Genomic DNA, 21,990 nt, shown 5'->3' with positions numbered 1-21,990 from the left:
TGGCTTCAGCCCTCAGCGCGGGCGCATTCCGCACGTGAGGGATCCACCCGGCAGCGGATGCCGCGCATCAGCTTCAGGGCCGTCTCGTCGAACTCGCCTTCCTCGCGCAGCTGCTGGCGCACCTCGCGCAGCATCGCGTTGTATTCCTGGCGCTCCTGTTCCGTGGGCCGCATCCAGTACTTTTCCTTCACCTTGGATTCGGCATCCTCGATGATCCCGTACGCCTGATCCACGCGGCTGAAGGCGTAGTCGCGAACCTGGTTCACGTACTCATCCGGAAAACGATCGCGCCGCACAATGATCTGGAAGTTCATCTGCGCCAGGGTGTAGTCAAGGATGGCGCCGTCCTCGCCCAGGCCCTTGTAGAGCTCCAGCGGCTCATAGGCCACAGCGGGAGCGTAGGCCGCGTCCACGCTGCCGTTGTTGAAGCGCCCGGAAAAGTTGGAGGTACTGGAGCCCACCACGGAGGCTCCCACGTGCCGGACCATGGTGATGGAGGCCTTGTCGTGGTCCAGGGTGGCGATGCGCTTGCCCTGGAGATCCTCCACGGTGTCGATCGAGCGGTCATCCAGGAAGAGATAGACCGCACCCGCCGGCAGCACGCCGACCACCTCATACTTCTCGGTCTGGAGGTACTGGCGCGCGTTGTCCTGGCTGAGCACCTGCATCAGCATGCGCATCTCTTCCTCGCCGGGGATGGCGCCCATGGCCTCCAGCGAGCCGGTGAAGCGGTTGAAGTCCCGGGCCATGGTGCCGGTCAGCAGCACCGAGTCGCACTGACCATTGCGGAATTCCTCGGCGGCGATCTTCTCGCTGGTGTAGGCGCGCATGTCCAGCTCCACACCGCGCTTCAGCGCCATGGGGCGGGCTGACTGCATCAGCTCGAACAGTGGGCCGTTGGCGCCCACGGGGTCGAACACGCAGAAACTGCGCTTGATCACCTCTTCTTCCTGGGCCGTGGCATTGGCCGCGGTTCCAAGGGTCAGGGCGGCCAGCGCGCTTATCAGTGTGCGTTTCAGGGTCTTCATGTCCATTCCTCCGGCGCCCGTTACATCAGTTCATTCAGGTCAATGGTCTCGGATTCGGGTTCCGGGTCATCCCAGAACTCGCCCAACCGCCCCGTGGGGGTACGGTGGCCTTCAGCCCGGGTCCAGAGCCGGTCCGACAGGGCCTGGATGTGCCGCGTGGCCGTTTCATCGATCATGACCCAGTCCTCGGCGGCGGGTTTGGCGTCTTTGGCCTCGGCATGGCGACGGATGACGTCCCGCACCACGGCCTGGTCGTCCGCGTTCTCGGCGGCCACGGCATGGAAAACATGGGCCAGCCGCACACCGGCTTCCTCACCCTTCCGGCTGGCTTCCCTCAGCTGTTTGAACGGTTCTGCATCTTCCGGTGCGGCAGAGGGCAGCATGGCCCAGACGGCCGCCTGCATAGCGCCCGGTGCCCCCCACCAGCGGTCGTCATCCAGGCACTCGGAGGCACGGGCTACCCGCGAGCCGATATTGTTGGGAATGCCCAGCTGTTCCCCGGCACGCACCTGGGTGTGCATGGCCTGCAGGCCGGAGACCAGCCCGGCGAGGAACATGAACTGGTCGGTTTCCGTTTCCAGCCGCTCCGTGGGGCATTCGCCATTGCCCACCCGGCCGTAGTGTTCATTCATGTTCTTCCAGGCCTCGTGAAAACGCATTGCGGCTTCACGATAGTGGCGGCTTGCGGCATAGCGGGCATCCTGTGCAGCATCCGGATCGCGATCGCGCATCAGGCGCTCGTACTCGAGGTCAAGCTCGCGGGCCCGGGCTTCGGAGCAGCCGGCGGCGGAGAGGTGCATCATGATGCCGAGCTGGTTGGGATCATCCGTCACGCGCCCGAAGGACATCATCAGCGGCGTGGTCGCCTCGCTCATGGCACAGGACATGCCCACATCGGACTGCTGCAGCACGTAGGGGGTGGTGTGCTCCTTCGAAAGCCCCTTCATCACGCTGCCGCTGGTGGCGTACATGTGATGGCGGATCATGGAGCAGCCGCCGAGCATGGCCACCAGTACCAGAAGCACAATGGCCCGCCCCCAGAACCGGGGCCGGGCCACGGCAGAGAGGATTACGGTCATGGTTGGTCCTCAACCTTTGTTGTGGTTGTTGTTCCGTTGTGTGCAGCGAATCCTCGCCGCCCCCTGAAAGCGTGTCAAATCCAGGGCGGCATTATGTGCGACCCTTCGGCCAATTTGTGAGATGAGTACCACAAAGCCTGGGATGCGGCTGCCTGATGCGGGGAGCGGATTCATTACGGGGTTTGACAGTGGAGACTGGTGGGCTATACCTGAACAGTGTCGACCGCGACCATCCAAAGGAGAACCAGCTATGCGCAAACCGGAACTGGCAGCAGCCGTTGCCGAGGAAACGGGCCTATCAAAAAGCAAGGCCCAGGAAGTCCTGAATGCCTTCACGGATCAGATCAGTGCGGCCCTGGCGAAGAACGAAGGCGTGACCCTGCCGGGCTTTGGCAGCTTCAACGTGCGAGAGCGCAGCGCGCGCACCGGGCGCAACCCGCAGACGGGCGCTTCCATCCAGATTCCGGCGAGCAAGTCGGTGGGCTTCAAGGCGGGCAAGCCTCTGCGCGAGGCCATCAAGTAAGACGCGGACCCCGGGGTCTCACCCGGGGTTCTCCTCCTTCCCCGCCTCAAGCCGTGCCAGCCGCCGCTCAATGGACGTCAGCTCCGTCTGCATCGCAGCCTGGCGATCCAGCGCATCCCCGGTATTACGGGCAATCCGCCACAGCAGCCAGACGGTAACGGCAAGCAACAGTGTTGCGACCCAGCTCATGATCCGTCCCCTCCATGCTCGTGCCGGATGCGACCATCCACGGCGGTCAGCATGACCACCCCGGGCAGTTCCCGCTCCATGACCGGCAGATGCGGGCCGGCGGAATACAGACTCCGGACGGCCGGCGTCCAGTGCTGCTCCGGCGCCACCAGGGTCAGGTCCGCAACGGCATCCTCGGCAATGGCCGGCGCCTCCAGGCCCAGCACCCGCGCCGGCCCACTGGTCAGCGACCGCAGCAGGGCGCCGCGGGAGAGTTCCCCGGCAGCCACCCGCTCCAGTCCCAGCGAGAGCGTGGATTCCACCGTGGAGAGCCCGGGCTGTGTCTCCGGGAAGGGGGCGAGTTTGGCGGCTTTGTCCGAAGGACGGTGCTGGCTGACGATGGCGTCAATCACGCCACTTTCCACGCCCTCGAGCAGCGCACGCCGGTCCGCCTCCGTCCGCAGCGGCGGACGGCTGTGGAATGTGCCGTTGTAACCCTCAATGGCCGCCTCCGTCGCCACCAGGTGGGCGATGCCCACCTCGGCGGTGACACTGTGCCCGGCCTCCTTGGCGGCGCGCACCAGTGCCACCGAGCGGGCACAGCTGAGCGGCCCGAGATGCAGGTTCGCCCCGGTCTCCTCCGCCAGCATCAGCAGCTCATTCACGGCGGTGGTCTCCGCCACCTCGGGGATGCCCGGCAGCCCCAGGCGGGCGGCCACAAGGCCATCATGGGCACAGCCATCCGAGGCCAGCGAGGCGTTCTCCGGCTGCAGGAACAGCCGGATGTCAAAGGTATGGGCATAGGCCATGCAGCGCCGCAGCACCCGTGAGCTGGCGGTGGCGTGCCCGCCATTACCCAGCGCCACGCAGCCGGCCCGGGTCAGCCCGACCATGTCGCTCAACCGCTCGCCTTCCAGGCCCCGGGTCAGCGCTCCCACCGGCAGAACCCGCGTATGCCCGTTGCGCGCGGCCACGTCCCGGATCAGGTGGGTCACAGCGCCGGAATCGTTGACCGGGCTGGTATCCGGCGTGGTGCAGACGGTGGTGAAGCCGCCACGGGCAGCGGCACGGGTTTCACTCTCGATGCTGCCGCCACGGTCGCTGCCCGGCTCCGGCAGGTGGCAGTTGAGGTCGATCAGCCCCGGCAGCAGCCACTGGCCGGCCCCATCCACCTCACGTTCCACCCGTTCGCCCGATAGATCCGCCCCGAGTGCAGTGATGCGGCCATCGACCACCAGTACCGAGGTGGCCTCCGCCGCCGGCTCGCCATCAATGACCGGATGAACATTATCGACGCGCCATTTCACGTTGAAGCCACTCCCTCTCCGGTTCCAGACTGGCGTTCATTGAGCTGGCCGCCCATGGACATGGACATCACGGCCATGCGTACGGCGATGCCGTTGGTTACCTGCCCCAGGATCACGGACTGGGGGCCGTCCGCGACGGCGGATTCAATCTCCACGCCCCGGTTGATCGGCCCCGGGTGCATCACCAGGGCGCCCGGGTTGGCATAGGCCAGCTTCTCACGGGTCAGGCCGTACATGCGGTAGAACTCGCTCTCGCTCGGCAGCAGGGCCCCCTCCATGCGCTCGTGCTGGAGCCGCAGCATGATGATCACGTCCACGTTGCGCAGCCCCTCCTCCATGCGGTGGAAGACCCGCGCACCCAGCGCTTCGGGCTCATGGGGCAGCAGTGTGTCCGGCGCGATCAGCCGGACCTCGTCCACGCCCAGGGTATTCAGTGCCCGGATCTGGGAGCGCGCCACCCGCGAGTGCTGGACGTCGCCCACGATGGCCACCCGCAGGCCGCTGAAGGTCTTCATGTGCTGGCGGATGGTCAGCATATCGAGCATGGCCTGGGTGGGGTGTTCATGGCGCCCGTCGCCAGCGTTGATGATGGCCACATCCGGCGTCACGGACTGGGCCACGAAATGCGGTGCGCCGCTCTGGGAGTGGCGCATCACGAACATGTCGCTGGCCATGGCGCGCAGGTTGAGCAGGGTGTCCGAGAGGGATTCGCCCTTGGAGGTCGCGGAAGTACCGATGTCCAGGTTGAGCACATCCGCCGAGAGACGCTTGGCGGCCAGTTCGAAAGTGCTGCGGGTGCGGGTACTGGGCTCGAAAAAGAGATTCACCACGGTGCGACCGCGCAGAAGCGGTACCTTCTTGATGGTGCGCTCACCCACTTCGATGAAGGAGTCGGCGGTGTCCAGGATGCGTGTGAGCAGGGCCTGGCCCAGTCCTTCAATCGCGAGAAAGTGGCGCAGCTCGCCGTCGGCGGTCAGCTGGAGGTCGCGGCTGGTCTCAGGCATCGGGCACCTCCTCCACCGCCAGTTCCAGAGTCTCCGGCCCGCGGAGCTTGATGCGCTGGCGCGGGCCCAGAGTCTCATGGGTGCCGGTCACGTCGGGCTGGATCGGCAGCTCACGCCGGCCCAGGTCGACCAGCGCCGCCAGGGTAATGGACTCGGGACGCCCATAGTCGAAGAGTTCGTTCATGGCGGCGCGGATGGTGCGGCCGCTCATGATGACGTCGTCCACCAGCAGCAGGTGCTGGCCTTCGGTCTCGAACGGCAGCCGCGAGGGGCTGACCCGGGGGTGGAGCCCGATGCGGCTGAAGTCGTCCCGGTAGAAGGTGATGTCCAGTTCGCCGCATTCGGTCTGAATGCCAAGGCGTTCGCGCAGCGCCTGCGCGACCCAGACACCGCCGGTGCGGATGCCCACGGGACACAGGCTGGAAAGACCCCGCGCATTGATGTGCGCGCGCAGGTCGTCGGTCATCCGGTCCAGAAGCTGTTCAATATCCTGCACGGAGGCTCCTGTAGTCAGTCACTGGCCGAGGCGCACCAGGTCTCGAGGATCAGCTCCGCCGCGCGCCGGTCCACGCCCTCATCCGCGTAATCCGGCACCCGGCCCTGTGCCAGCGATTCCTGCTTGGCCTCATGGGTGGTCAGGCGTTCGTCCACCATGGTTGCGGGGCGATGATAGCGCCCTTCGAGCCGTCGTGCGAACTTGCGGGCCAGGTGGCACAGCCAGGTCTCGGTGCCGTCCATGTTCAGGGGCAGCCCCACCAGGAACAGGTCCGGCTGCCAGTCCTCGACCAGCTCCGCCACCTGGTTCCAGTCGGGGATCCCGTCCCGCGCCTTCAGCCGCGCCTTGCCGGAACCGTACCCGAGCATCTCCTGCCCCACCGCCACACCGATCCACTTCTCGCCGAAATCGAAGGCCATCAGGCTCCGGCTCTCAGGCATGCCCCACGCCCCCGCTGAGGTGGCCGGGACTGACGCCCAGTTTCTCCAGGGCGGCGTTGAGGCGCTGGGCCGGTTCACGCTCGAACAGGATGGTCTCGTCCGCCGGGCAGGTGAGCCAGGCATCCCCCGCCAGTTCTTCCTCCAGCTGCCCCGGCGACCAGCCGGCATACCCCAGCAGCATCAGGAAGTCTGTCGGCCCTTCGCCTACGGCGATGGCACTGAGGATGTCACGTGAGGTAGACAGCGCCAGTGTGTCGGTCAGCGCCAGTGAGCTCTGCCAGTGCCCCACTGGCCGGTGCAGGACAAAGCCGCGCTCGGGCTGGACCGGTCCGCCCTGGTAGACGGGCGCATGGGGAGGCTCGCCTTCCATCGACAGCTGCGACAGAAGATCCCCCAGGTCGAGATCCAGCGGGTGGTTGATGGTCAGGCCCATGGCCCCCTCATCACTGTGCTCACAGATGTAGGTGAGCGACCCCTCGAAGCGCGGATCCGCCAGGTAAGGGGTGGCGATGAGGAACTGGTTGGTCAGGAATTCGGGCTGCGTGCTCATGGCCGCAGTATTCCTTGCCTGCGGCGCACGTACAAGAGGGGTTATCCCCTATCCGGGGCGCTGCCGCTGAGACCACGGGGCTGGAACGACCAGGTGCGGATGATCTCGAGCACATCCTGTTCTTCGGCCATGCGTCCGCTGAAGGCCTCAAACGGGCTGGCCTGGCGCACGATGCGCCGGGCCGCGTCGTCCAGGACCGCGTACCCCGAGGACTGCAGGACCTCCAGCTCGCGCAGACTGCCGTCTTTGTTGATGGCAACCAGCATCCGGACCTCACCATGCAGACCCCGCCGGCGCGCCTCCTCGGGATAGTTGAGGTTGCCCGTGCGCTCAATGGTCTGCTGCCAGTTCCGCACATAGGCCGCGCCAGCATCCTGCATGGTGGAGACGGAGGTTACCCGGTTCACCCTGGGGCGTTTGGCGTACTGGTTCTGCTGCTGGCTGAGCCGGGCCTCCAGGCTGGCGATATCCCGGCTGCGTTCCCGGAGGGTTTCATGGGGATTGTCCCGTTCCGGGGCCTCCCGGTCCTCCTCGCTGTCCTCCGGCACCTCGCGGCGGGATTCGGCCTGCGTGGTGACACGGCTGGTGGCCCCGCCACTCTCAGGGCGGGGTTCGGGCCGCGGCGGCGTGGCCTGCCGGGTTTCAGGGGCGGACAGCGGCGCCGGCTCGGTGGCCGTAACCTCCTGGACGGCGTCCGCATCGCCACTGCCCTTCTGGGCCGCCTCCGCCAGGAAGTCCGCGTCCTCGGGCGCCTCCGCGCTTGGCCGGGTGGCCAGGGTCACGTCCATGCTGTGATCCGTGGTCGAGGGGTCTTCCGGCGCGAACCCCACCCCCAGGATCAGTACACCGTGAAACACCAGGGCTGCAAAGAGCGTCAGCCCCAGGCGATCCGTATGCGTTACCTCCGCCACAACAGCCCTCAGCCGGCCCGATTGTCCAGGCGGGTCGCGATAGCCTCCATCAGGCGTCCGCCGATGTCGTCGTCAAAGGCCCGGTCAAGCTCGCGCACACAGGTGGGGCTGGTCACATTCACTTCCGTCAGGTAGTCGCCAATCACATCGATGCCCACGAACAGCAGCCCACGCGCCTTCAGCGCCGGCCCCACCTGCTCGCAGATCCAGCGGTCCCGGTCGGTGAGTTCGCGGCCTTCACCGCGCCCGCCGGCGGCCAGGTTGCCCCGGCTCTCACCGGCACCGGGTATGCGCGCCAGCGAATACGGCAGCGGTTCGCCGTCGATCATGAGGATGCGCTTGTCACCGTCACGGATCTCCGGGAGGTAGCGCTGCGCCATGGCGGTCCGCGTACCGTCCTCGGTCAGGGTCTCGAGGATGACACTCAGATTCTCATCGTCGGGGCGTACCCGGAAGATGGACTTACCGCCCATGCCGTTCATGGGCTTCATGATGACGTCGCCGTGCTCTGCGTGGAACTCGCGCAGCCGCTGCGGATCCTGGCTGACCACCAGAGGCGGGATGCACTGGGGAAAGCGCGTCGCGAACAGCTTCTCGTTGCAATCCCGTAATGTATGCGGCGGGTTGAGCACCAAGGCGCCCTGGCCCTCCGCCATCTCCAGAATCCAGGTGGCCATGGTGAAGGCGTCGTCCACCGGCGGATCCTTGCGCATCAGGATGACGTCCAGCTCGCCGAGATCCTGGTCCCGGGTCTCACCGAATTCATGCCAGTGCTGCGGATCGTCGAACACCTCCAGCTCGCGCGTCCTGGCCCGGGCCCCACCATCGCGCACGTAGAGGTCGTCGAGCTCCATGTAGCGCAGCGTCCAGCCACGGCGCCTGGCTGCCAGAAGCAGTGCCAGCGTGGTGTCCTTCTTGAAACTGATCCGTTCGATCGGATCCATGACCACACCCAGGGTCACACTCATCAGGGGGCCTCCCGGAGACGGATTAACGGACCGGCAATGTGCCGGAAATGCGTGCCAGAGAATACCTGCTATGCTGGAAAAAGGGCAGCGGTTCTGCAAGCTGGCTTTGCAGGCTGTTGCATGGCGCCCATATAGTGAGACAGATCACAATCAGTGACACGGTGCCGCTGGAGGCCCGGGCCATCGTCCGCTATAACAGTGGGGCTATATAGAACATGCACGGGATCTGTGTTAAAACGGCGCCTCATATTGAGGCCGAAGCACGGGCACTGGACGCCATCCGGGCCGCCGACAACAATAATGATCTCTATCTCTAGCGCAGGGCTGTTGGACAATGGACGATAACTTCGAAAACCTCAAAGTCATGGTGATCGACGACAGCAAAACCATCCGTCGCACCGCTGAAACCCTTCTCAAGAAAGTGGGCTGCGAAGTCATCACCGCCACCGATGGCTTTGACGCACTCGCCAAGATCGCGGACTCCCAGCCGGACATCATCTTCGTGGACATCATGATGCCACGGCTTGATGGCTATCAGACCTGCGCCCTGATCAAGAACAATGATGCCTTCAAACAGACGCCCGTGATCATGCTGTCGAGCAAGGACGGCCTCTTCGACAAGGCGAAGGGCCGCATCGTGGGGTCGGACCAGTACCTGACGAAGCCCTTCAGCAAGGATGAGCTGCTCGGCACCATCCGCGACCACATGCCCGCACGCCAGGAATAACAGCGCCGGCATGCCCCATCATTTGACGACCCAGAGTAGAGGAACCCATGGCTCGCATCCTGATCGTTGACGACTCACCCACAGAGGTGAAAAAGATCTCCGGACTGCTGACCAAGAACGGCCACGAAGTACTCAGTGCCGACAATGGCTCCGACGGCGTGGCCATCGCCCGTTCGGAGCAGCCGGACCTGGTCCTCATGGACGTGGTCATGCCCGGGCTGAACGGCTTCCAGGCAACCCGGCAGCTGACCCGCAGCTCGGAAACCCAGCACATCCCGGTGGTCATCGTGACCACCAAGGACCAGGAAACCGACCGCGTCTGGGGCACGCGCCAGGGCGCCCGTGGCTATCTGGTCAAGCCCGTGCCCGAGGACGAGCTGCTCAAGACCATCGACGACCTGCTGAGCTGAACGGGAGCTCCGGATGTCCGCGCAGGCCACCTCCCCCGAAGCCGACCCGTTCAGCGTCCTGACGGACATTGCCCGGCGCAGCCGTGAACAGGCGGCCGGGCTGCCCAAGCAGGAAGAAGCGGTCGAACTGTTCAGCGGTATCGGGTTCACCCTGGCGGGCCAGCGGTATGTGGCCCCCATGGGTGAGGTGGTCGAAATCCTGGACGTCCCCCGGTTCACCCCGGTTCCCGGCGTCCGGGCCTTCATGCTCGGCGTCGCCAACGTCCGCGGCCGCCTGCTTCCGATCACCGATCTGGCCCTCTACTTTGGTCTGCCCAGGCCCGCCGGCGCCCTGCGTGAACGCCGCGTGCTGGTCATCGAACAGGGCAACCTGTTCAGCGGGCTGGTGGTGGATGACGTCCTCGGAATGCAGTACTTCAGTGTCGACAGTCATGTGCCGGACCCGGAGGATCCTCCCGCGGTGGTGAAACCCTTCCTGCGGGGGGCTTACCAGCGCAGTGACGAGGTGTGGAACGTGTTTTCCACACTGGCGCTGGCCGAAAATGAACAGTTTCTGGATGTCGCGCACTGGTAGTGCGCGTGTGGTAGCCACCGGATCCATCAATCAAAAACAACATCAGAGTGACAGGCCAGGAGCCGAAAATGCAGAACCGTGCCGGAAAATTCATCTCAGCGCAGAGCGCCAATCGGCCCATTGTGGGTCTGATCGGTCTGCTCGGGGTGCTGACCATTGCGCTGGTGGTGGTGCTGTTCCTGATCAACCGCAACAGCAGCCATGATGCCCAGTACATCGACTACGCGGGTGACCTGCGGGTGCTCTCCCAGGAGATCGCCAAGAACGCCACCGAGGCGGCGGGCGGCACCGAGTCGGCCTTCGACCAGCTCCAGAGCTCCCGTGACCGGTTCGATGAGCTCTGGGGCTATCTGCGCGAAGGCAACCCGGAAACCGGCCTGCCCCCGCTCGAGCTCACCGGGGAAACCGAGGTGCAATCGCTGTGGAACGATGTACGGACCAACGCCGATGAGATCCTCGCCACCCGCAGCGGGGTGCTTGAGCTGCACCAGGTGGCCGGCGAACTCAACAGCATCATTCCGGACCTGCAGGTGGAATACGAGGACGTGGTGGACATCCTCATCAACACCGAAGCGGCTCCCCAGCAGATCTCACTGGCCCAGCGCCAGTCGCTGCTGGCCGAGCGTATCGCCCGGAGCGTGAACAACATCCTCAGTGGTGACGAGGACGCGGTGGTGGCCGCCAACCAGTTCGGCCAGGACGCCCAGCGCTTCGGCCGCGTGCTCAACGCCCAGCTGCGTGGCGACGAATCCATGGATGTGAGCGCGCTGGAGGATCCGGACGCGCAGTTCATCCTCGAATATGTCGAGAACGAGCTCTTCAGCGTGGTGGACGAGAACGTCGACCGGATCCTCAACTTCTCCCCGGACCTGTTCCAGGCGCGGGACTCCGCCAACACCATTTTCAGCCAGAGCCCTGAACTGCTGAGTGAAACCTCGGAGCTGGTCTCCCTGGTCCAGAACCGCAGCCACATCGTCACGCCGCTGTGGGCCTACGTGATCCTGATCGCCATCCTGGCCAACATCATCGCCATCGGCGTGGCCCTGTACCAGGCCTCCCAGCGCCGGCTGCGCGAGACCCAGGAGCAGAACGAGCAGAACCAGAACGCCATCCTGCGGCTGCTGGACGAACTGGCCGACCTCGCCGATGGTGACCTGACCACCGAGGCCACGGTCACCGAGGACTTCACCGGCGCCATCGCGGACTCCATCAACTACGCCATCGACCAGATGCGCACCCTGGTGCAGTCCATCCGCGACACGGCCGTGAACGTCGCCTCCTCCGCCGAGCAGACCCAGGCCACGGCCAAGCAGCTGGCCGAGGCCTCGGAGCACCAGGCCCAGGAGATTGCGGGTGCCTCGGCAGCCGTGAACGAAATGGCGGTCTCCATCGACCAGGTATCGTCCAACGCCTCCGAATCCTCCTCGGTGGCGGAACGCTCAGTATCCATCGCCAAGAAAGGCGCCGAAGTGGTGCAGAACACCATCAAGGGCATGGACGACATCCGCGAGCAGATCCAGGAAACCTCCAAGCGGATCAAGCGCCTGGGTGAATCCTCCCAGGAGATCGGCGACATCGTATCGCTGATCAACGACATCGCCGACCAGACCAACATCCTGTCGCTGAACGCCGCCATCCAGGCCTCCATGGCCGGTGACGCGGGCCGTGGCTTCGCGGTGGTCGCGGACGAGGTCCAGCGCCTGGCGGAACGCTCCTCGGCGGCAACCAAGCAGATCGAGGCCCTGGTCAAGACGATCCAGTCGGACACCAACGAAGCCGTTATCTCCATGGAGCACACCACCTCCGAGGTGGTGCGTGGTGCCCGTCTGGCCCAGGACGCCGGTGTCGCCCTGGAGGAGATCGAGAACGTATCCACCAACCTGGCGGAACTGATCCAGAACATCTCCAACGCGGCACGCCAGCAGTCGTCCTCGGCGGCGCACATCTCGAACACCATGAACGTGATCCAGGAGATCACCTCGCAGACCTCCTCGGGTACCAACCAGACCGCCGAGTCCATCGGCAACCTGGCAGCGATGGCCGCCGAGCTGCGTGAGTCCGTGGCCGGCTTCAAGCTGCCGGAGACGGCGGGCGAGAGCGAGCAGGCACAGTCTGAGCCGGAAGCCCCGCAGGTTCCCGACGAGGACGAGCCCATGGATGACGGGGATGACAGCGACCAGGATGTCCCGACAGTCCGTTAATCAGAACCACCGGTCAGGTGCGGGCGTACCATGGTCAATGCTGAAAACGACAACCCATCCACAATGGCCATGCCCGGCTTCGCGCCGGGGATGGCCATGGATGACGCCCAGTTCGAGCAATGGCGGGACCTGCTTGAATCGCGTACCGGCATGACGCTGACCCCGGAGCGGCGCTCCTTTCTGGAAGCCAATGTGGGCACCCGCCTCCGGGAACTCGGTTTTCCCAGCTACCAGGCCTACTACGAGAAGGTCATGTACGGCCCCGGTGCCATTGCCGAATGGGCAACCCTGGTGGACCGGCTGACCGTCCAGGAGACCCGCTTCTTCCGCGACGGGGACGCCTTTGAGCTGGTGGCCGAGTACGCCCGTGAGCGCTACCGGGAACACGGCTGCAGAACCCTCGAGGCCTGGAGCCTGGGGTGCGCCACCGGCGAGGAAGCCTACACCCTGGCCATGATCCTGCATAAGGCCGCCAGCGAGGCAGCAGGACGCCGCTATTTCGGCGTTACCGGCACCGACATCAGCCTGGTGGCACTGGATAAAGCCCGCCACGGTGTTTACGGACCGCGTCGGCTCGCGGGTACGGACCCTTACTGGCAGTCCCACTATTTCGAGACCCTGACGGACCACAGTGTCTCCGTGATTCCGGAGCTCAGGAAGCGCGTCAGCTTCTCCCAGCTCAATATTCTTGAACTGCGACACGCGCCCATGCACGGCATGGACATCATTTTCTGCCAGAATGTGCTTATCTACTTCCGCCGCTGGCGGCGGCGGGACATCGCCAACCGACTGGCCGATCTGCTCGCCCCGGGCGGACTGCTGATTCTCGGGCAGGGCGAACTGACAGACTGGCAGCACCCGGAGCTGACCCCTGTGGCAGCACGTAAGGTCCTCGCCTGGCAGCGATCGGACCCCCAGAATGGCAACCGGAGTGATCATGGCCCAGCACGATGACAGCCTTTCCCTCCACTGGGTGAGGGGCGAAATCCAGGAAACGCTCAGACAGAGCCAGCATGCGCTGGAAGCCTTTGCCGAGAACCGCGAGGATCTGGCCCAGCTCCGGTTCTGCCTGAACCACCTGCATCAGGTTCACGGCACGCTCCGGATGGTCCAGCTCGAGGGCGCCGGCCTGGTCGCGGCGGAGATGGAAGCCCTGGCCGAAGCCCTGCTCAACCATGAGCCCGGGGACAGCGACACGGCCATCGGCAGCCTGATGCAGAGCATCCTGCAGCTGCCGGATTACCTCAGTACACTGCAATCCCGCAGTGAGGATGTGCCCCTGCGGCTGCTTCCGCTGCTCAATGACCTGCGGGCCGCGCGCGGCGAAACCTTCCTCTCCGCCAGTGCCCTGTTCAATCCGGACCTGACCCCGGCACGTTTTCAGGCACCGGCCCAGGTCAACCAGCGCCTCACCGCCTCCGGCGTGCTCGACAAGGTGCGCAAGCTCCAGCAGATGTTCCAGTTCGCCCGCGCCGGCCTGGAACGGGGCGTGGATGTGGACACCCACCTGGACTATCTCGACAAGGTCATCACCCGGCTGATCAAACTCTGCCAGAGAACCCCCCAGGGTGAGATCTGGCAGGCCGCGGGGGCCCTTGTTGATACTCTGAAGTCCGGCCACAACGCCATGGGCGCAGCCACCCTGGCACTGATCAGCGATCTCGATGGCGAGCTGGAACGGCTGATCAGCGAGAACGAGACCATCCTCAGCCAGTCCGTTCCCGAGGATACCCTCAAGAACCTGCTCTATTACGTCGCCCGTGGCGCGGACTGCGAGAGCGAGCGCGTCAGCACCATGGTGGAGCGCTACCGCCTGCGGGAAGCGCTCCCGGACGACACCGGCGACCACGGCCAGAGCCAGGCGCCGGCGCGGGCGGCCATGAGCTCGGTGGTGGAGGTGCTTACCGAGGAACTCAACACCATCAAGGACCGGCTTGACCTGTTCGTGCGCGCCCACGAGCGCAGCAATGCCGATCTCGCGGAACTGCTCCCGGGCCTGCGCCAGGTGGCCAACACTCTCGCCATGCTGCGACAGGGCACCAGCCAGCGGGTCATCAACGACCAGATCGAACGGATCGACCAGCTGGCAGCCAGTGCGGATGCCGTGGACGACGGCACACTGATGGACATCGCCGGGGCACTGCTCTATGTGGAAGCCGCGATCTCCGGCCTCTCTGAAGGCGAAAGCCAACAAACGTCCGATGCCGGGGACAGTACCGATCACCGCATCACCGGCATCCAGGCCACCGAAGCCGGCGGCGCCGTACTGCGCGAATCCCGCAACGCGCTGGAGCAGGTGAAGACCGGTGTGGTCAACTTCATCGCATCCCAGTGGAATACCGACGCCATCAGTGGCGTGCCGGAACTGCTCTACAGCATCCGCGGCAGCCTGCACCTGATTCCGCTGGAGCGCACCGCCACCGCCCTGGGGGCCTGCGAGCGTTTCATCCAGGACGTGCTGATTGACGGCGTCTGGACGCCCAACTGGGAACAGCTCGATACCCTCGCGGACGCCATCACCAGCATCGAATATCACCTGGAGCGGCTGATGGACGGCATCGACGACAACGATGCCATCCTCGCCATGGCCGAGGAACGCCTGGAAAGCCTCGGATTCCCCCCCGGACGCGAACCGACCCGCACGGCCCCCGAACAGGAAGCCGATGAGGCCACCGAAGCGGCGCCCGCCGACAGCGCTGCTGCCGCCACCGCGGAACCGCCCAAGGAGCGCGATTCCGAACTGCTGGATGACGACATCCTTGAGATCTTCGTGGAAGAGGCCGACGAGGTTCTGGAGGCCATCCAGCAGCATTACCCGACCTTCCGGGCTGACCACGAGAACCATCAGGCACTGAGCGAAGTGCGCCGCGCCTTCCATACCCTCAAAGGCAGCGGCCGCCTCGTGGGGGCGACCAGCATCGGCGAGCTTGCCTGGTCGGTCGAGAACCTGCTGAACCGCGTTCTGGACCGCTCCATCCAGCCCGGTGAGCGCATCATGAGCCTGCTCGACCGGGTGATCGAACGACTCCCCGGCCTGATCCAGTCCTTCCGTGACGGTGAGGCCACCGGCGATGTGGACGACCTGATGAGCGAGGCACACGGCCTCGCGGATACCCGCAATGCCGAGGAGCCCGAGGACACAGACGCAGAGCACGCGGTTCGCGAGGAGCCGGAGCCGGAGCCGGAGCCGGAGCAAGAAGACAGGGAAACAGAAGCGGAGCCGCAGCCTGAAACGACGGCGGCACCGGTGCCGGAAACAGAGGCGTCAGCCGCCGACGAGCCGCTTGTGGACCAGGAGATCCTCGATATCTTCATCGAGGAGGCAGAGGAAGTCCTGGAAACCATCCATGAATACCTGCCGCGGCTTCTGGAAAGCTACGAGAACACCAGCGCCCTCACCGAAGTCCGCCGCGCCTTCCATACCCTCAAGGGCAGTGGGCGCATGGTCGAGGCGGAACGCATCGGCGAACTGGCCTGGGCGGTGGAGAATGCCCTCAACCGCGTCCTGGACGGCACCCTCTTCATGAGCGATGACATGGCATCGGTGCTGCAGGAGGTGACCAACGCCATCCCCACCCTGGTGGAAGATTTCCGGCAACAGCGCGCCCCCTCCGTTGACACGACACGGCTTGAGGAGCGCGCCAATGCCCTTGCCCGTGGTGAGGTTCTGGACGCCGAACCCATGCCGGAAGCCGAGCCCGAAGCGCCGGCTCCCGAAGCCCCGGCCGAAGAGCTGGCGGACGTCGAAGAGCCCGAGCTCGACCCGATGCTCATGGACATCTTCCGTTCCGAGGCCGACAGCCACCTGGAGGCGCTGGACACCTTCCTGGCGGACGCCGAAGGCCAGGAGACAGCCGACTACACCGACAACCTCTCGCGCGCGCTGCACACCCTCAAGGGCAGCGCACACACCGCCGGCATCGAGCCCATCGCCCGGGTCACCGCGCCCATGGAGAAGTTCGTCAAACGGGCCCGGGCCGCGGGCGACCGGGCCGACCCCGAGGTGATCAGCCTCATCCGGCGGGTGCGCGACTTTGTGCAGGAAGGGCTGGAGCGCCTGACCAGCGATCCCCTGACCCCTCTCGACGGCACGGATACCTTCCTCACCGACCTGCGGAACCTGCACCAGGCGCGCTACCCCGACGAGGCGCCCCCGGCCGGCACCACCACACCCGAAACCGGGACGGCCGGCGACAACAGCCTGATCAGCATCTTCCTCAATGAAGGCATCGAACAGCTGCTCGACGCCGACCAGACCCTGGAGCAGTGGCTGGAAGGCAATACGGGCGAAGCGCCCCTGAAGGCCCTGATCGACAGCCTGGCCACGCTCAGCGCCAGTGCCGATCGCGCCCAGGTGCAGCACGTCAGTGAACTCGCCGGGGCCCTGCAGCACCTCTACGAGGAGGTCATCGAAACCACGGATCTGCCCGTGGACCAGCTGACACCGCTGCTGCGGGAAGCCCACGAGGCCATGATCAACCTCATGGACCAGCTGGCCGCCGGGCTTGCCACCGAATCCCCGGCCGGTCTCGTGACCCGCCTCAACGAACAGGCGGCGGACCTGCGCCAGGCCCGCACTGACGCCGAACAACAGGTCTTCGAGGAACGCTTTGGCGGGGATCTGGCGTCCATGGACGAAGCCCTGAACGAAGACATCGAAGCGGAACCGGCACCTGAGCCTGAGCCTGAGCCTGAGCCTGAGCCTGAGCCTGAGCCTGAGCCTGAGCCTGAGCCTGAGCCTGAGCCTGAGCCTGTAGAACAGGATGAAACCGCCAGTGGCGGGGAGGCCAGCGCGGACATCGACCCGGAACTGGCGGAAATCTTCCTCGAGGAAGCCCATGAGCTGATCGACAGCACCGGCGAGGCGCTGCACCAGTACATTTCCGAACCGGACAACACCGAGCTGGCGAAAACGCTCCAGCGTGAGCTGCATACCCTCAAGGGCGGCGCCCGTATGGCGGAGATCGCGCCTATCGCGGACCTGTCGCACTCGCTGGAGGACCTGTTCGAGCGCGTGGCCGAAGGCCGGCTGGCGCTGGGCGAAGCCACCGGCGACACCCTGCTCGCCTGCCATGACGCACTGGCGCGGATGGTGGATCAGACCAGTGCCTTCCAGCCCTGTGAACCGGCGGATGAGCTGACCGAAAGGGTGCACGCCCTGATGCGTGGCGAAACGGCCACCCCGGCAGCAGAGACCGAAGCCAAAGAGCCCGAGCCCGAGCCCGAGCCCGAGCCCGAAACATCGGAGCAGACATCGACAGCAGAGGCCACCGCCGAACCCGAAGCGGAGCCCACAAGCGCGCCCGAGAATGAACTCAGTGTTCTCTTCCTGGACGAAGCCCGCGAGATCGAGAATGCCCTTGAGCAGGCCGTCCGGGACTGGGAAGGCGACCCCGAACAGGGTGAGCCCATGGCGCGGATGCGCGAAGAGCTCCACACCCTCAAGGGCGGCGCCCGCCTGTCCGAGCTTGAACCCATTGCCGAGCTCGCGGATACCTGGGAAAGCACCCTCGACAGCGTCATCGAAGGCGCCGGCGACAGCCACCAGGCCCTGAGCTTCAGCCAGCAGAGCCTGACCCGGCTGGGTGGCATGCTGGACCGGGTTGAGGCCGGTGAGTCACTGGCGGCCGATGCGACCGGGGCGGAAGCCGGTGAAACCACAACGGGCGACGAGGCCGAAGACGACCCCAGCAACGTGGATCCCGAAGTCCTCGAGATCTTCCTGGAGGAAGCCGGCGAGCTGGTGGATACCCTGGACCACACCCTGGCCGCCTGGCAGAAGGCGGAGGACGGCGACGAGGCCACCCACAGCCAGGAGGCACAGCGCGCCCTGCACACCATCAAGGGCGGCGCCCGGCTGGCGGAACTGACCACCCTGGGCGAAAAGGCTCACCGTTTCGAGAGTCTGCTCTCACGGATTGAATCCGAGGGCAACCGGCCCACGGAAGACCAGTGGGAGGAGATCCACGGCCTCCATGACGAGATCATCAGCCGGGTGGAACAGGTCCGCCGCACCTGGCAGGGGGATGCGGGGGAACAGCAGCCCGAGGCGGCAGCACCGGCCCCGCAGACGGAACCGGCCGGCGCCGGGGAAACGACCGGAGCGCCGGAAGAGCCGGCGGAGCCCGAAGCACAGAACACCCCGGAAACGACTGCCGGCGAGCAGCAGACCCAGCCCCAGCAGCAGGCCCGGGACCAGCGCCGGGCCGAACTGGCCCGCAGCGCCCAGGAGACCCTGCGGGTCAATGCCCAGCTCATGGACGAGATGGTCAACCTCGCCGGTGAGACCAGTATCACCCGCGGCCGGCTGGAACAGCAGATCAGCGACTTCAGCCATACCCTGGACGAAATGGCGGCCACCACGGACCGCCTGCGCGAGCAGCTGCGCCGGATGGAGATTGAGACCGAGGCCCAGATCCTGCACCGCGCCGAGCAGGAGTTCGGCCCTGACTACGACCAGGACTTCGACCCGCTGGAAATGGACCGTTACTCGGCCATCCAGCAGCTGTCACGGGCCCTGTCGGAATCCGCCTCGGACCTGGCCGACCTGCGCGAGACCATGAGCGACAAGGTGCGTGACGCCGAGACCCTGCTGCTGCAGCAGCAACGCACCAACACCGAGCTCCAGGAAGGGCTCATGAAGACGCGCATGGTACCGTTCTCCTCGATGGTGCCGCGCCTGCGCCGGATCGTGCGCCAGATCTCCGGCGAAACCGGCAAGAAGGCCCACTTCGAGGTGAACAACGCCGAGGGCGAGCTGGACCGGACGGTACTGGACCGCATGGTGGCGCCACTGGAGCACATGCTGCGCAACGCCATCGACCACGGCATCGAGGATGCCGGCGAACGCGAACAGGCCGGCAAGCCCACCACCGGCAACGTGCGCCTGGATCTCAGCCGCGAAGGCGGCGAAGTGGTGCTGCGCCTCAGGGACGACGGCGGCGGGATCGACACGGAAAAGGTCCGCCAGAAGGCCATCAAGCAGGGACTTCTGGAAAGCGGCGAGGACCTGACCGACCACGAGATCCTGCAGTTCATCCTGCAGCCCGGCTTCTCCACCGCTGCCTCCGTCACCCAGATCTCCGGGCGCGGCGTGGGCATGGACGTGGTCGCCAGCGAGATCAAGCAGCTCGGCGGCAGCCTGGACATCAACTCCACCCTGGGCGAAGGCACCATCTTCACGGTGCGGCTGCCGTTCACGGTGTCCGTGAACCGGGCGCTGATGGTCACCATCGGCGACGACTACTACGCCATCCCGCTGAACACCATCGAGGGTATTGTGCGGGTCTCCACCTACGAGCTGGAGGAGTACTACCAGCCCGACGCCCCCATGTACGAATACGCCGGCCAGCAGTACCGCCTGCAGTACCTGGGCGCCCTGCTCAACTCCGACAGCCAGCCCAAGCTCCAGGGCCAGGCCCTGCCGCTGCCGGTGATGCTGGTGCGCGGCGCCGACCAGCCCATGGCCCTGCAGGTGGACAGCCTCATGGGCAGCCGCGAGATCGTGGTGAAATCCCTGGGGCCGCAGTTCGGCAGCGTGCGCGGCGTCTCCGGGGCCACCATCCTGGGCGACGGCAACGTGGTGGTGATCCTCGACCTCCCGGCCATGATCCGTGGCGACATCCTGGCCCAGCGCCAGCGCATGCTGGCCCAGGTCGAGACCCGCGAGACACCGCGAGAGCAGCGCCCGACCCAGGTCATGGTGGTGGACGACTCGGTCACGGTCCGCAAGGTCACCTCGCGGCTGCTGGAACGCCACGGCATGGAAGTGCTGCTGGCCAAGGACGGGCTCGACGCCGTCGGCCAGCTCCAGGACCGCCGGCCGGACATCGTGCTGCTCGATATCGAGATGCCGCGCATGGACGGCTTCGAGGTGGCCAGCTTCATCCGGCACGACAGCAAGCTCAGTGACGTGCCCATCATCATGATCACCTCCCGGACCGGTGATAAACACCGGGAGCGGGCCGAGGCCATTGGGGTCAACCATTACCTCGGCAAGCCGTTCCAGGAGCAGGAGCTTCTGGACACCATCATGGAGCATGCCAGCGTCGGAGAGGAGCAATGAGCACGGGCAGGGGCAGGGGCGTGATCGTCATCGCCGACGACGTGCTCCAGCGCCACCGTCTGCAGCAGGCGCTGGACCGGCACGGCCTGCCCGTTGCGTTCATCGGCGACCCGGAGCGTTTTGCCGCCCTGGACCCGACCCCCGAGGCGGACCTCTGCCTGGTGGAGCTCACCGATGAGGAGGAATACCCGGAGCTGATCGAGGCGCTGCTGGCGGAGGACGAGCGCCCCCTGCTGTTCGGCCCGGGCGCGGCACCGGAGCCGGGTCGCCAGGAATACGTGCGCTGGGAGCGGCGCCTGTTCGCCAAGCTGGAGGACCAGCTGGGCCGCCTGGAGGCGCTTGAGAATGAAGGCAGCCTGGATGCACTGGCCGCGCAGCCGGAAACCCGGGAACGCCTGCCCATGCCCAACTGGCTGGAACCGGCGGGCGAAGACGAACCGGCCCGGGAGATCTGGATTCTGGGCGCCTCACTGGGTGGCCCCGCGGCCGTGAAGGCCTTCCTCGATGCCCTGCCCGGCCGCCTGCCCATCGCCTTTGTCTACGCCCAGCACATCGATGCCCATTTCAGCAGCGTGCTCAGCCGGGTGCTGACCCGCGACTCGGAATGGCGTCTGGTCACTGCCGTACAGGACCGCACGCTGCGCTGCGGCGAGATCCTGCAGGTGCCCGTGGAACAGGCGCTCTGGCTGGACGGGGAGGCCCGGATGCAGCTCCGCGAGGAGCCCTGGTCCGGCCCCTACGGCCCCTCCATCGACGAGGTGATGACCCATATCGCGCGGGTGCACGGCGGCCACTGCCACAGCATCATCTTCAGCGGCATGGGAAACGACGGCGCCCTGGCCGCACCCGCCCTCAACCAGGCAGGCGGTCACGTCTGGGTCCAGCGCCCGGATACCTGCGCCAGCCCGGCCATGCCGGAATCCGTCCTGGCCACCGGTACGGCGGATTTCCAGGGCGATCCACGCGAGCTGGCAGCACGGCTTCTGCGGCTGCTCGAGGAACAGAGCCTGCTGGCGGGCCGCTCCCGATGCCATTCAGCCTGATTCGACCTGCAAGGAACCCATCATGGCGGAGAACCCCGAACAACTGTCCTGCGTGCTGATCCCGGTCCAGGACACCACCCTGCTTCTGCCCAACGTCTCCATTGCCGAGATCGTGGACTACGAACCCGACCCGGCGGACGAGGACCAGGAATGGGTGCTCGGCCGGCTCCAGTGGCGGGGCGTGAGTCTGCCGGTGCTGTCCTGGGAGGCGGCCAACGGCGGTGATCCCTTCCCGCCCGAGGGTCGGCGCGGGCGTATACTGGTGCTCAACACCATCACCGAAGCCCATGAGGCCATGCCCTTCATGGCCATGGCCACCCGGGGCATCCCCCGCCAGGCCAAGGTCAGCCCCGAGGAGCTGCGCCGGGAGCCCGAAGCGACCGGCGACGCGACCCTGATGGAGGTCGTTTTCGAGGGAGAGCACTGTGTGATTCCGGACATGTCAGTGCTCGAGGACCTGGCCCAGCGCGCCGCCGGCTGAGGTTCCGTCCCTGTG

The 21,990-nt window shown here is 65.9% G+C and carries 19 protein-coding genes; 9 read left to right on the top strand and 10 right to left on the bottom strand.

Annotated features, from left to right (window positions below; genetic code table 11):
* Positions 1–5: 5 nt before the first annotated feature.
* Both CK501_RS02805 and CK501_RS02800 read right to left on the bottom strand, forming a co-directional pair.
* On the bottom strand, positions 6–1,028 hold the full coding sequence (locus tag CK501_RS02805) for a putative solute-binding protein (protein WP_095616191.1): 1,023 nt from the start codon (positions 1,026–1,028) through the stop codon (positions 6–8).
* 20 nt (positions 1,029–1,048) lie between these two features.
* Positions 1,049–2,107 carry a hypothetical protein gene (locus tag CK501_RS02800; RefSeq protein ID WP_095616190.1) on the bottom strand — a complete coding sequence of 353 codons (1,059 nt, stop codon included), beginning with the start codon at positions 2,105–2,107 and terminating at the stop codon, positions 1,049–1,051.
* Positions 2,108–2,357: 250 nt separating this feature from the next.
* On the opposite strand from CK501_RS02800, the gene CK501_RS02795 reads away from it, so the two are divergent.
* Positions 2,358–2,630, top strand: coding sequence for an HU family DNA-binding protein (locus CK501_RS02795; RefSeq protein ID WP_077529998.1), 273 nt, complete (start codon positions 2,358–2,360; stop codon positions 2,628–2,630).
* Positions 2,631–2,648: 18 nt separating this feature from the next.
* On the opposite strand, the gene CK501_RS16805 is transcribed toward CK501_RS02795, so the two are convergent.
* Genes CK501_RS16805 through gshB form a run of 8 tightly spaced genes read right to left on the bottom strand, consistent with a single transcriptional unit; the run spans position 2,649 to position 8,474 of the window.
* Complete coding sequence (locus CK501_RS16805) at positions 2,649–2,819, bottom strand: hypothetical protein (RefSeq protein ID WP_158223021.1); 171 nt, start codon at positions 2,817–2,819, stop codon at positions 2,649–2,651.
* Entirely contained in the window at positions 2,816–4,105 is a 1,290-nt protein-coding gene (locus CK501_RS02790; RefSeq protein ID WP_095616189.1) for a dihydroorotase, read from the bottom strand. The genes CK501_RS16805 and CK501_RS02790 overlap by 4 nt, the downstream gene beginning before the upstream one ends.
* Positions 4,102–5,109 carry an aspartate carbamoyltransferase catalytic subunit gene (locus tag CK501_RS02785; protein ID WP_095616188.1) on the bottom strand — a complete coding sequence of 336 codons (1,008 nt, stop codon included), beginning with the start codon at positions 5,107–5,109 and terminating at the stop codon, positions 4,102–4,104. Before CK501_RS02785 ends, CK501_RS02790 begins: the two co-directional genes overlap by 4 nt.
* Complete coding sequence (pyrR, locus tag CK501_RS02780) at positions 5,102–5,605, bottom strand: bifunctional pyr operon transcriptional regulator/uracil phosphoribosyltransferase PyrR (RefSeq protein ID WP_269844178.1); 504 nt, start codon at positions 5,603–5,605, stop codon at positions 5,102–5,104. Before pyrR ends, CK501_RS02785 begins: the two co-directional genes overlap by 8 nt.
* Positions 5,606–5,619: 14 nt before the next feature.
* Entirely contained in the window at positions 5,620–6,045 is a 426-nt protein-coding gene (gene ruvX / locus CK501_RS02775; RefSeq protein WP_095616187.1) for a Holliday junction resolvase RuvX, read from the bottom strand.
* Positions 6,038–6,595, bottom strand: a complete 558-nt coding sequence (locus tag CK501_RS02770; RefSeq protein WP_198949359.1) for a YqgE/AlgH family protein — start codon at positions 6,593–6,595, stop codon at positions 6,038–6,040. Before CK501_RS02770 ends, ruvX begins: the two co-directional genes overlap by 8 nt.
* 41 nt (positions 6,596–6,636) lie before the next feature.
* Positions 6,637–7,506 carry an energy transducer TonB gene (locus CK501_RS02765; protein ID WP_095616186.1) on the bottom strand — a complete coding sequence of 290 codons (870 nt, stop codon included), beginning with the start codon at positions 7,504–7,506 and terminating at the stop codon, positions 6,637–6,639.
* Between the two features lie 8 nt (positions 7,507–7,514).
* The gene (gene gshB, locus CK501_RS02760) at positions 7,515–8,474 is read right to left on the bottom strand and encodes a glutathione synthase (RefSeq protein WP_095616185.1); all 960 of its coding nucleotides are present in this window, start codon (positions 8,472–8,474) and stop codon (positions 7,515–7,517) included.
* 334 nt (positions 8,475–8,808) lie between these two features.
* On the opposite strand from gshB, the gene pilG reads away from it, so the two are divergent.
* The 8 genes from pilG to CK501_RS02720 all read left to right on the top strand — a co-directional run bounded on the left by pilG (position 8,809) and on the right by CK501_RS02720 (position 21,975).
* Positions 8,809–9,201: a twitching motility response regulator PilG gene (pilG, locus tag CK501_RS02755; RefSeq protein WP_095616184.1), complete on the top strand. Its 393-nt coding sequence runs from the start codon at positions 8,809–8,811 to the stop codon at positions 9,199–9,201.
* Between the two features lie 47 nt (positions 9,202–9,248).
* The gene (gene pilH / locus CK501_RS02750) at positions 9,249–9,611 is read left to right on the top strand and encodes a twitching motility response regulator PilH (RefSeq protein WP_095616183.1); all 363 of its coding nucleotides are present in this window, start codon (positions 9,249–9,251) and stop codon (positions 9,609–9,611) included.
* 13 nt (positions 9,612–9,624) lie between these two features.
* Positions 9,625–10,185 carry a chemotaxis protein CheW gene (locus tag CK501_RS02745; RefSeq protein WP_095616182.1) on the top strand — a complete coding sequence of 187 codons (561 nt, stop codon included), beginning with the start codon at positions 9,625–9,627 and terminating at the stop codon, positions 10,183–10,185.
* Between the two features lie 68 nt (positions 10,186–10,253).
* Positions 10,254–12,386 carry a methyl-accepting chemotaxis protein gene (locus CK501_RS02740; protein WP_095616181.1) on the top strand — a complete coding sequence of 711 codons (2,133 nt, stop codon included), beginning with the start codon at positions 10,254–10,256 and terminating at the stop codon, positions 12,384–12,386.
* A 30-nt stretch (positions 12,387–12,416) separates the two neighbouring features.
* Positions 12,417–13,340 carry a CheR family methyltransferase gene (locus tag CK501_RS02735; protein ID WP_269844177.1) on the top strand — a complete coding sequence of 308 codons (924 nt, stop codon included), beginning with the start codon at positions 12,417–12,419 and terminating at the stop codon, positions 13,338–13,340.
* A complete protein-coding gene (locus CK501_RS02730; RefSeq protein WP_143421371.1) occupies positions 13,324–20,451 on the top strand; it encodes an Hpt domain-containing protein in 7,128 nt (2,375 codons plus the stop codon). The genes CK501_RS02735 and CK501_RS02730 overlap by 17 nt, the downstream gene beginning before the upstream one ends.
* The gene (locus CK501_RS02725; RefSeq protein WP_095616179.1) at positions 20,448–21,494 is read left to right on the top strand and encodes a chemotaxis protein CheB; all 1,047 of its coding nucleotides are present in this window, start codon (positions 20,448–20,450) and stop codon (positions 21,492–21,494) included. The genes CK501_RS02730 and CK501_RS02725 overlap by 4 nt, the downstream gene beginning before the upstream one ends.
* Before the next feature lie 22 nt (positions 21,495–21,516).
* A complete protein-coding gene (locus tag CK501_RS02720) occupies positions 21,517–21,975 on the top strand; it encodes a chemotaxis protein CheW (protein ID WP_095616178.1) in 459 nt (152 codons plus the stop codon).
* Positions 21,976–21,990: the final 15 nt, after the last annotated feature.

Source organism: Halovibrio salipaludis, assembly GCF_002286965.1.
Taxonomy (GTDB): Bacteria; Pseudomonadota; Gammaproteobacteria; order Pseudomonadales; family Oleiphilaceae; genus Halospina; species Halospina salipaludis.
This window is presented reverse-complemented; position numbering and strand designations above follow the sequence as displayed.

Excerpts from the sequence above, each read along its gene's own strand:
- CK501_RS02805 (WP_095616191.1), bottom strand. The coding sequence starts at position 1,028 with ATGAAGACCCTGAAACGCACACTGATAAGCGCGCTGGCCGCCCTGACC.
- CK501_RS02795 (WP_077529998.1), top strand. The coding sequence starts at position 2,358 with ATGCGCAAACCGGAACTGGCAGCAGCCGTTGCCGAGGAAACGGGCCTA.
- CK501_RS02720 (WP_095616178.1), top strand. The coding sequence starts at position 21,517 with ATGGCGGAGAACCCCGAACAACTGTCCTGCGTGCTGATCCCGGTCCAG.
- CK501_RS02800 (WP_095616190.1), bottom strand. The coding sequence starts at position 2,107 with ATGACCGTAATCCTCTCTGCCGTGGCCCGGCCCCGGTTCTGGGGGCGG.
- CK501_RS02725 (WP_095616179.1), top strand. The coding sequence starts at position 20,448 with ATGAGCACGGGCAGGGGCAGGGGCGTGATCGTCATCGCCGACGACGTG.
- CK501_RS02735 (WP_269844177.1), top strand. The coding sequence starts at position 12,417 with ATGGTCAATGCTGAAAACGACAACCCATCCACAATGGCCATGCCCGGC.
- CK501_RS02730 (WP_143421371.1), top strand. The coding sequence starts at position 13,324 with ATGGCCCAGCACGATGACAGCCTTTCCCTCCACTGGGTGAGGGGCGAA.
- gshB (WP_095616185.1), bottom strand. The coding sequence starts at position 8,474 with ATGAGTGTGACCCTGGGTGTGGTCATGGATCCGATCGAACGGATCAGT.
- CK501_RS02745 (WP_095616182.1), top strand. The coding sequence starts at position 9,625 with ATGTCCGCGCAGGCCACCTCCCCCGAAGCCGACCCGTTCAGCGTCCTG.
- ruvX (WP_095616187.1), bottom strand. The coding sequence starts at position 6,045 with ATGCCTGAGAGCCGGAGCCTGATGGCCTTCGATTTCGGCGAGAAGTGG.
- CK501_RS02785 (WP_095616188.1), bottom strand. The coding sequence starts at position 5,109 with ATGCCTGAGACCAGCCGCGACCTCCAGCTGACCGCCGACGGCGAGCTG.
- CK501_RS02770 (WP_198949359.1), bottom strand. The coding sequence starts at position 6,595 with ATGAGCACGCAGCCCGAATTCCTGACCAACCAGTTCCTCATCGCCACC.
- CK501_RS02740 (WP_095616181.1), top strand. The coding sequence starts at position 10,254 with ATGCAGAACCGTGCCGGAAAATTCATCTCAGCGCAGAGCGCCAATCGG.
- CK501_RS16805 (WP_158223021.1), bottom strand. The coding sequence starts at position 2,819 with ATGAGCTGGGTCGCAACACTGTTGCTTGCCGTTACCGTCTGGCTGCTG.
- pilG (WP_095616184.1), top strand. The coding sequence starts at position 8,809 with ATGGACGATAACTTCGAAAACCTCAAAGTCATGGTGATCGACGACAGC.
- pilH (WP_095616183.1), top strand. The coding sequence starts at position 9,249 with ATGGCTCGCATCCTGATCGTTGACGACTCACCCACAGAGGTGAAAAAG.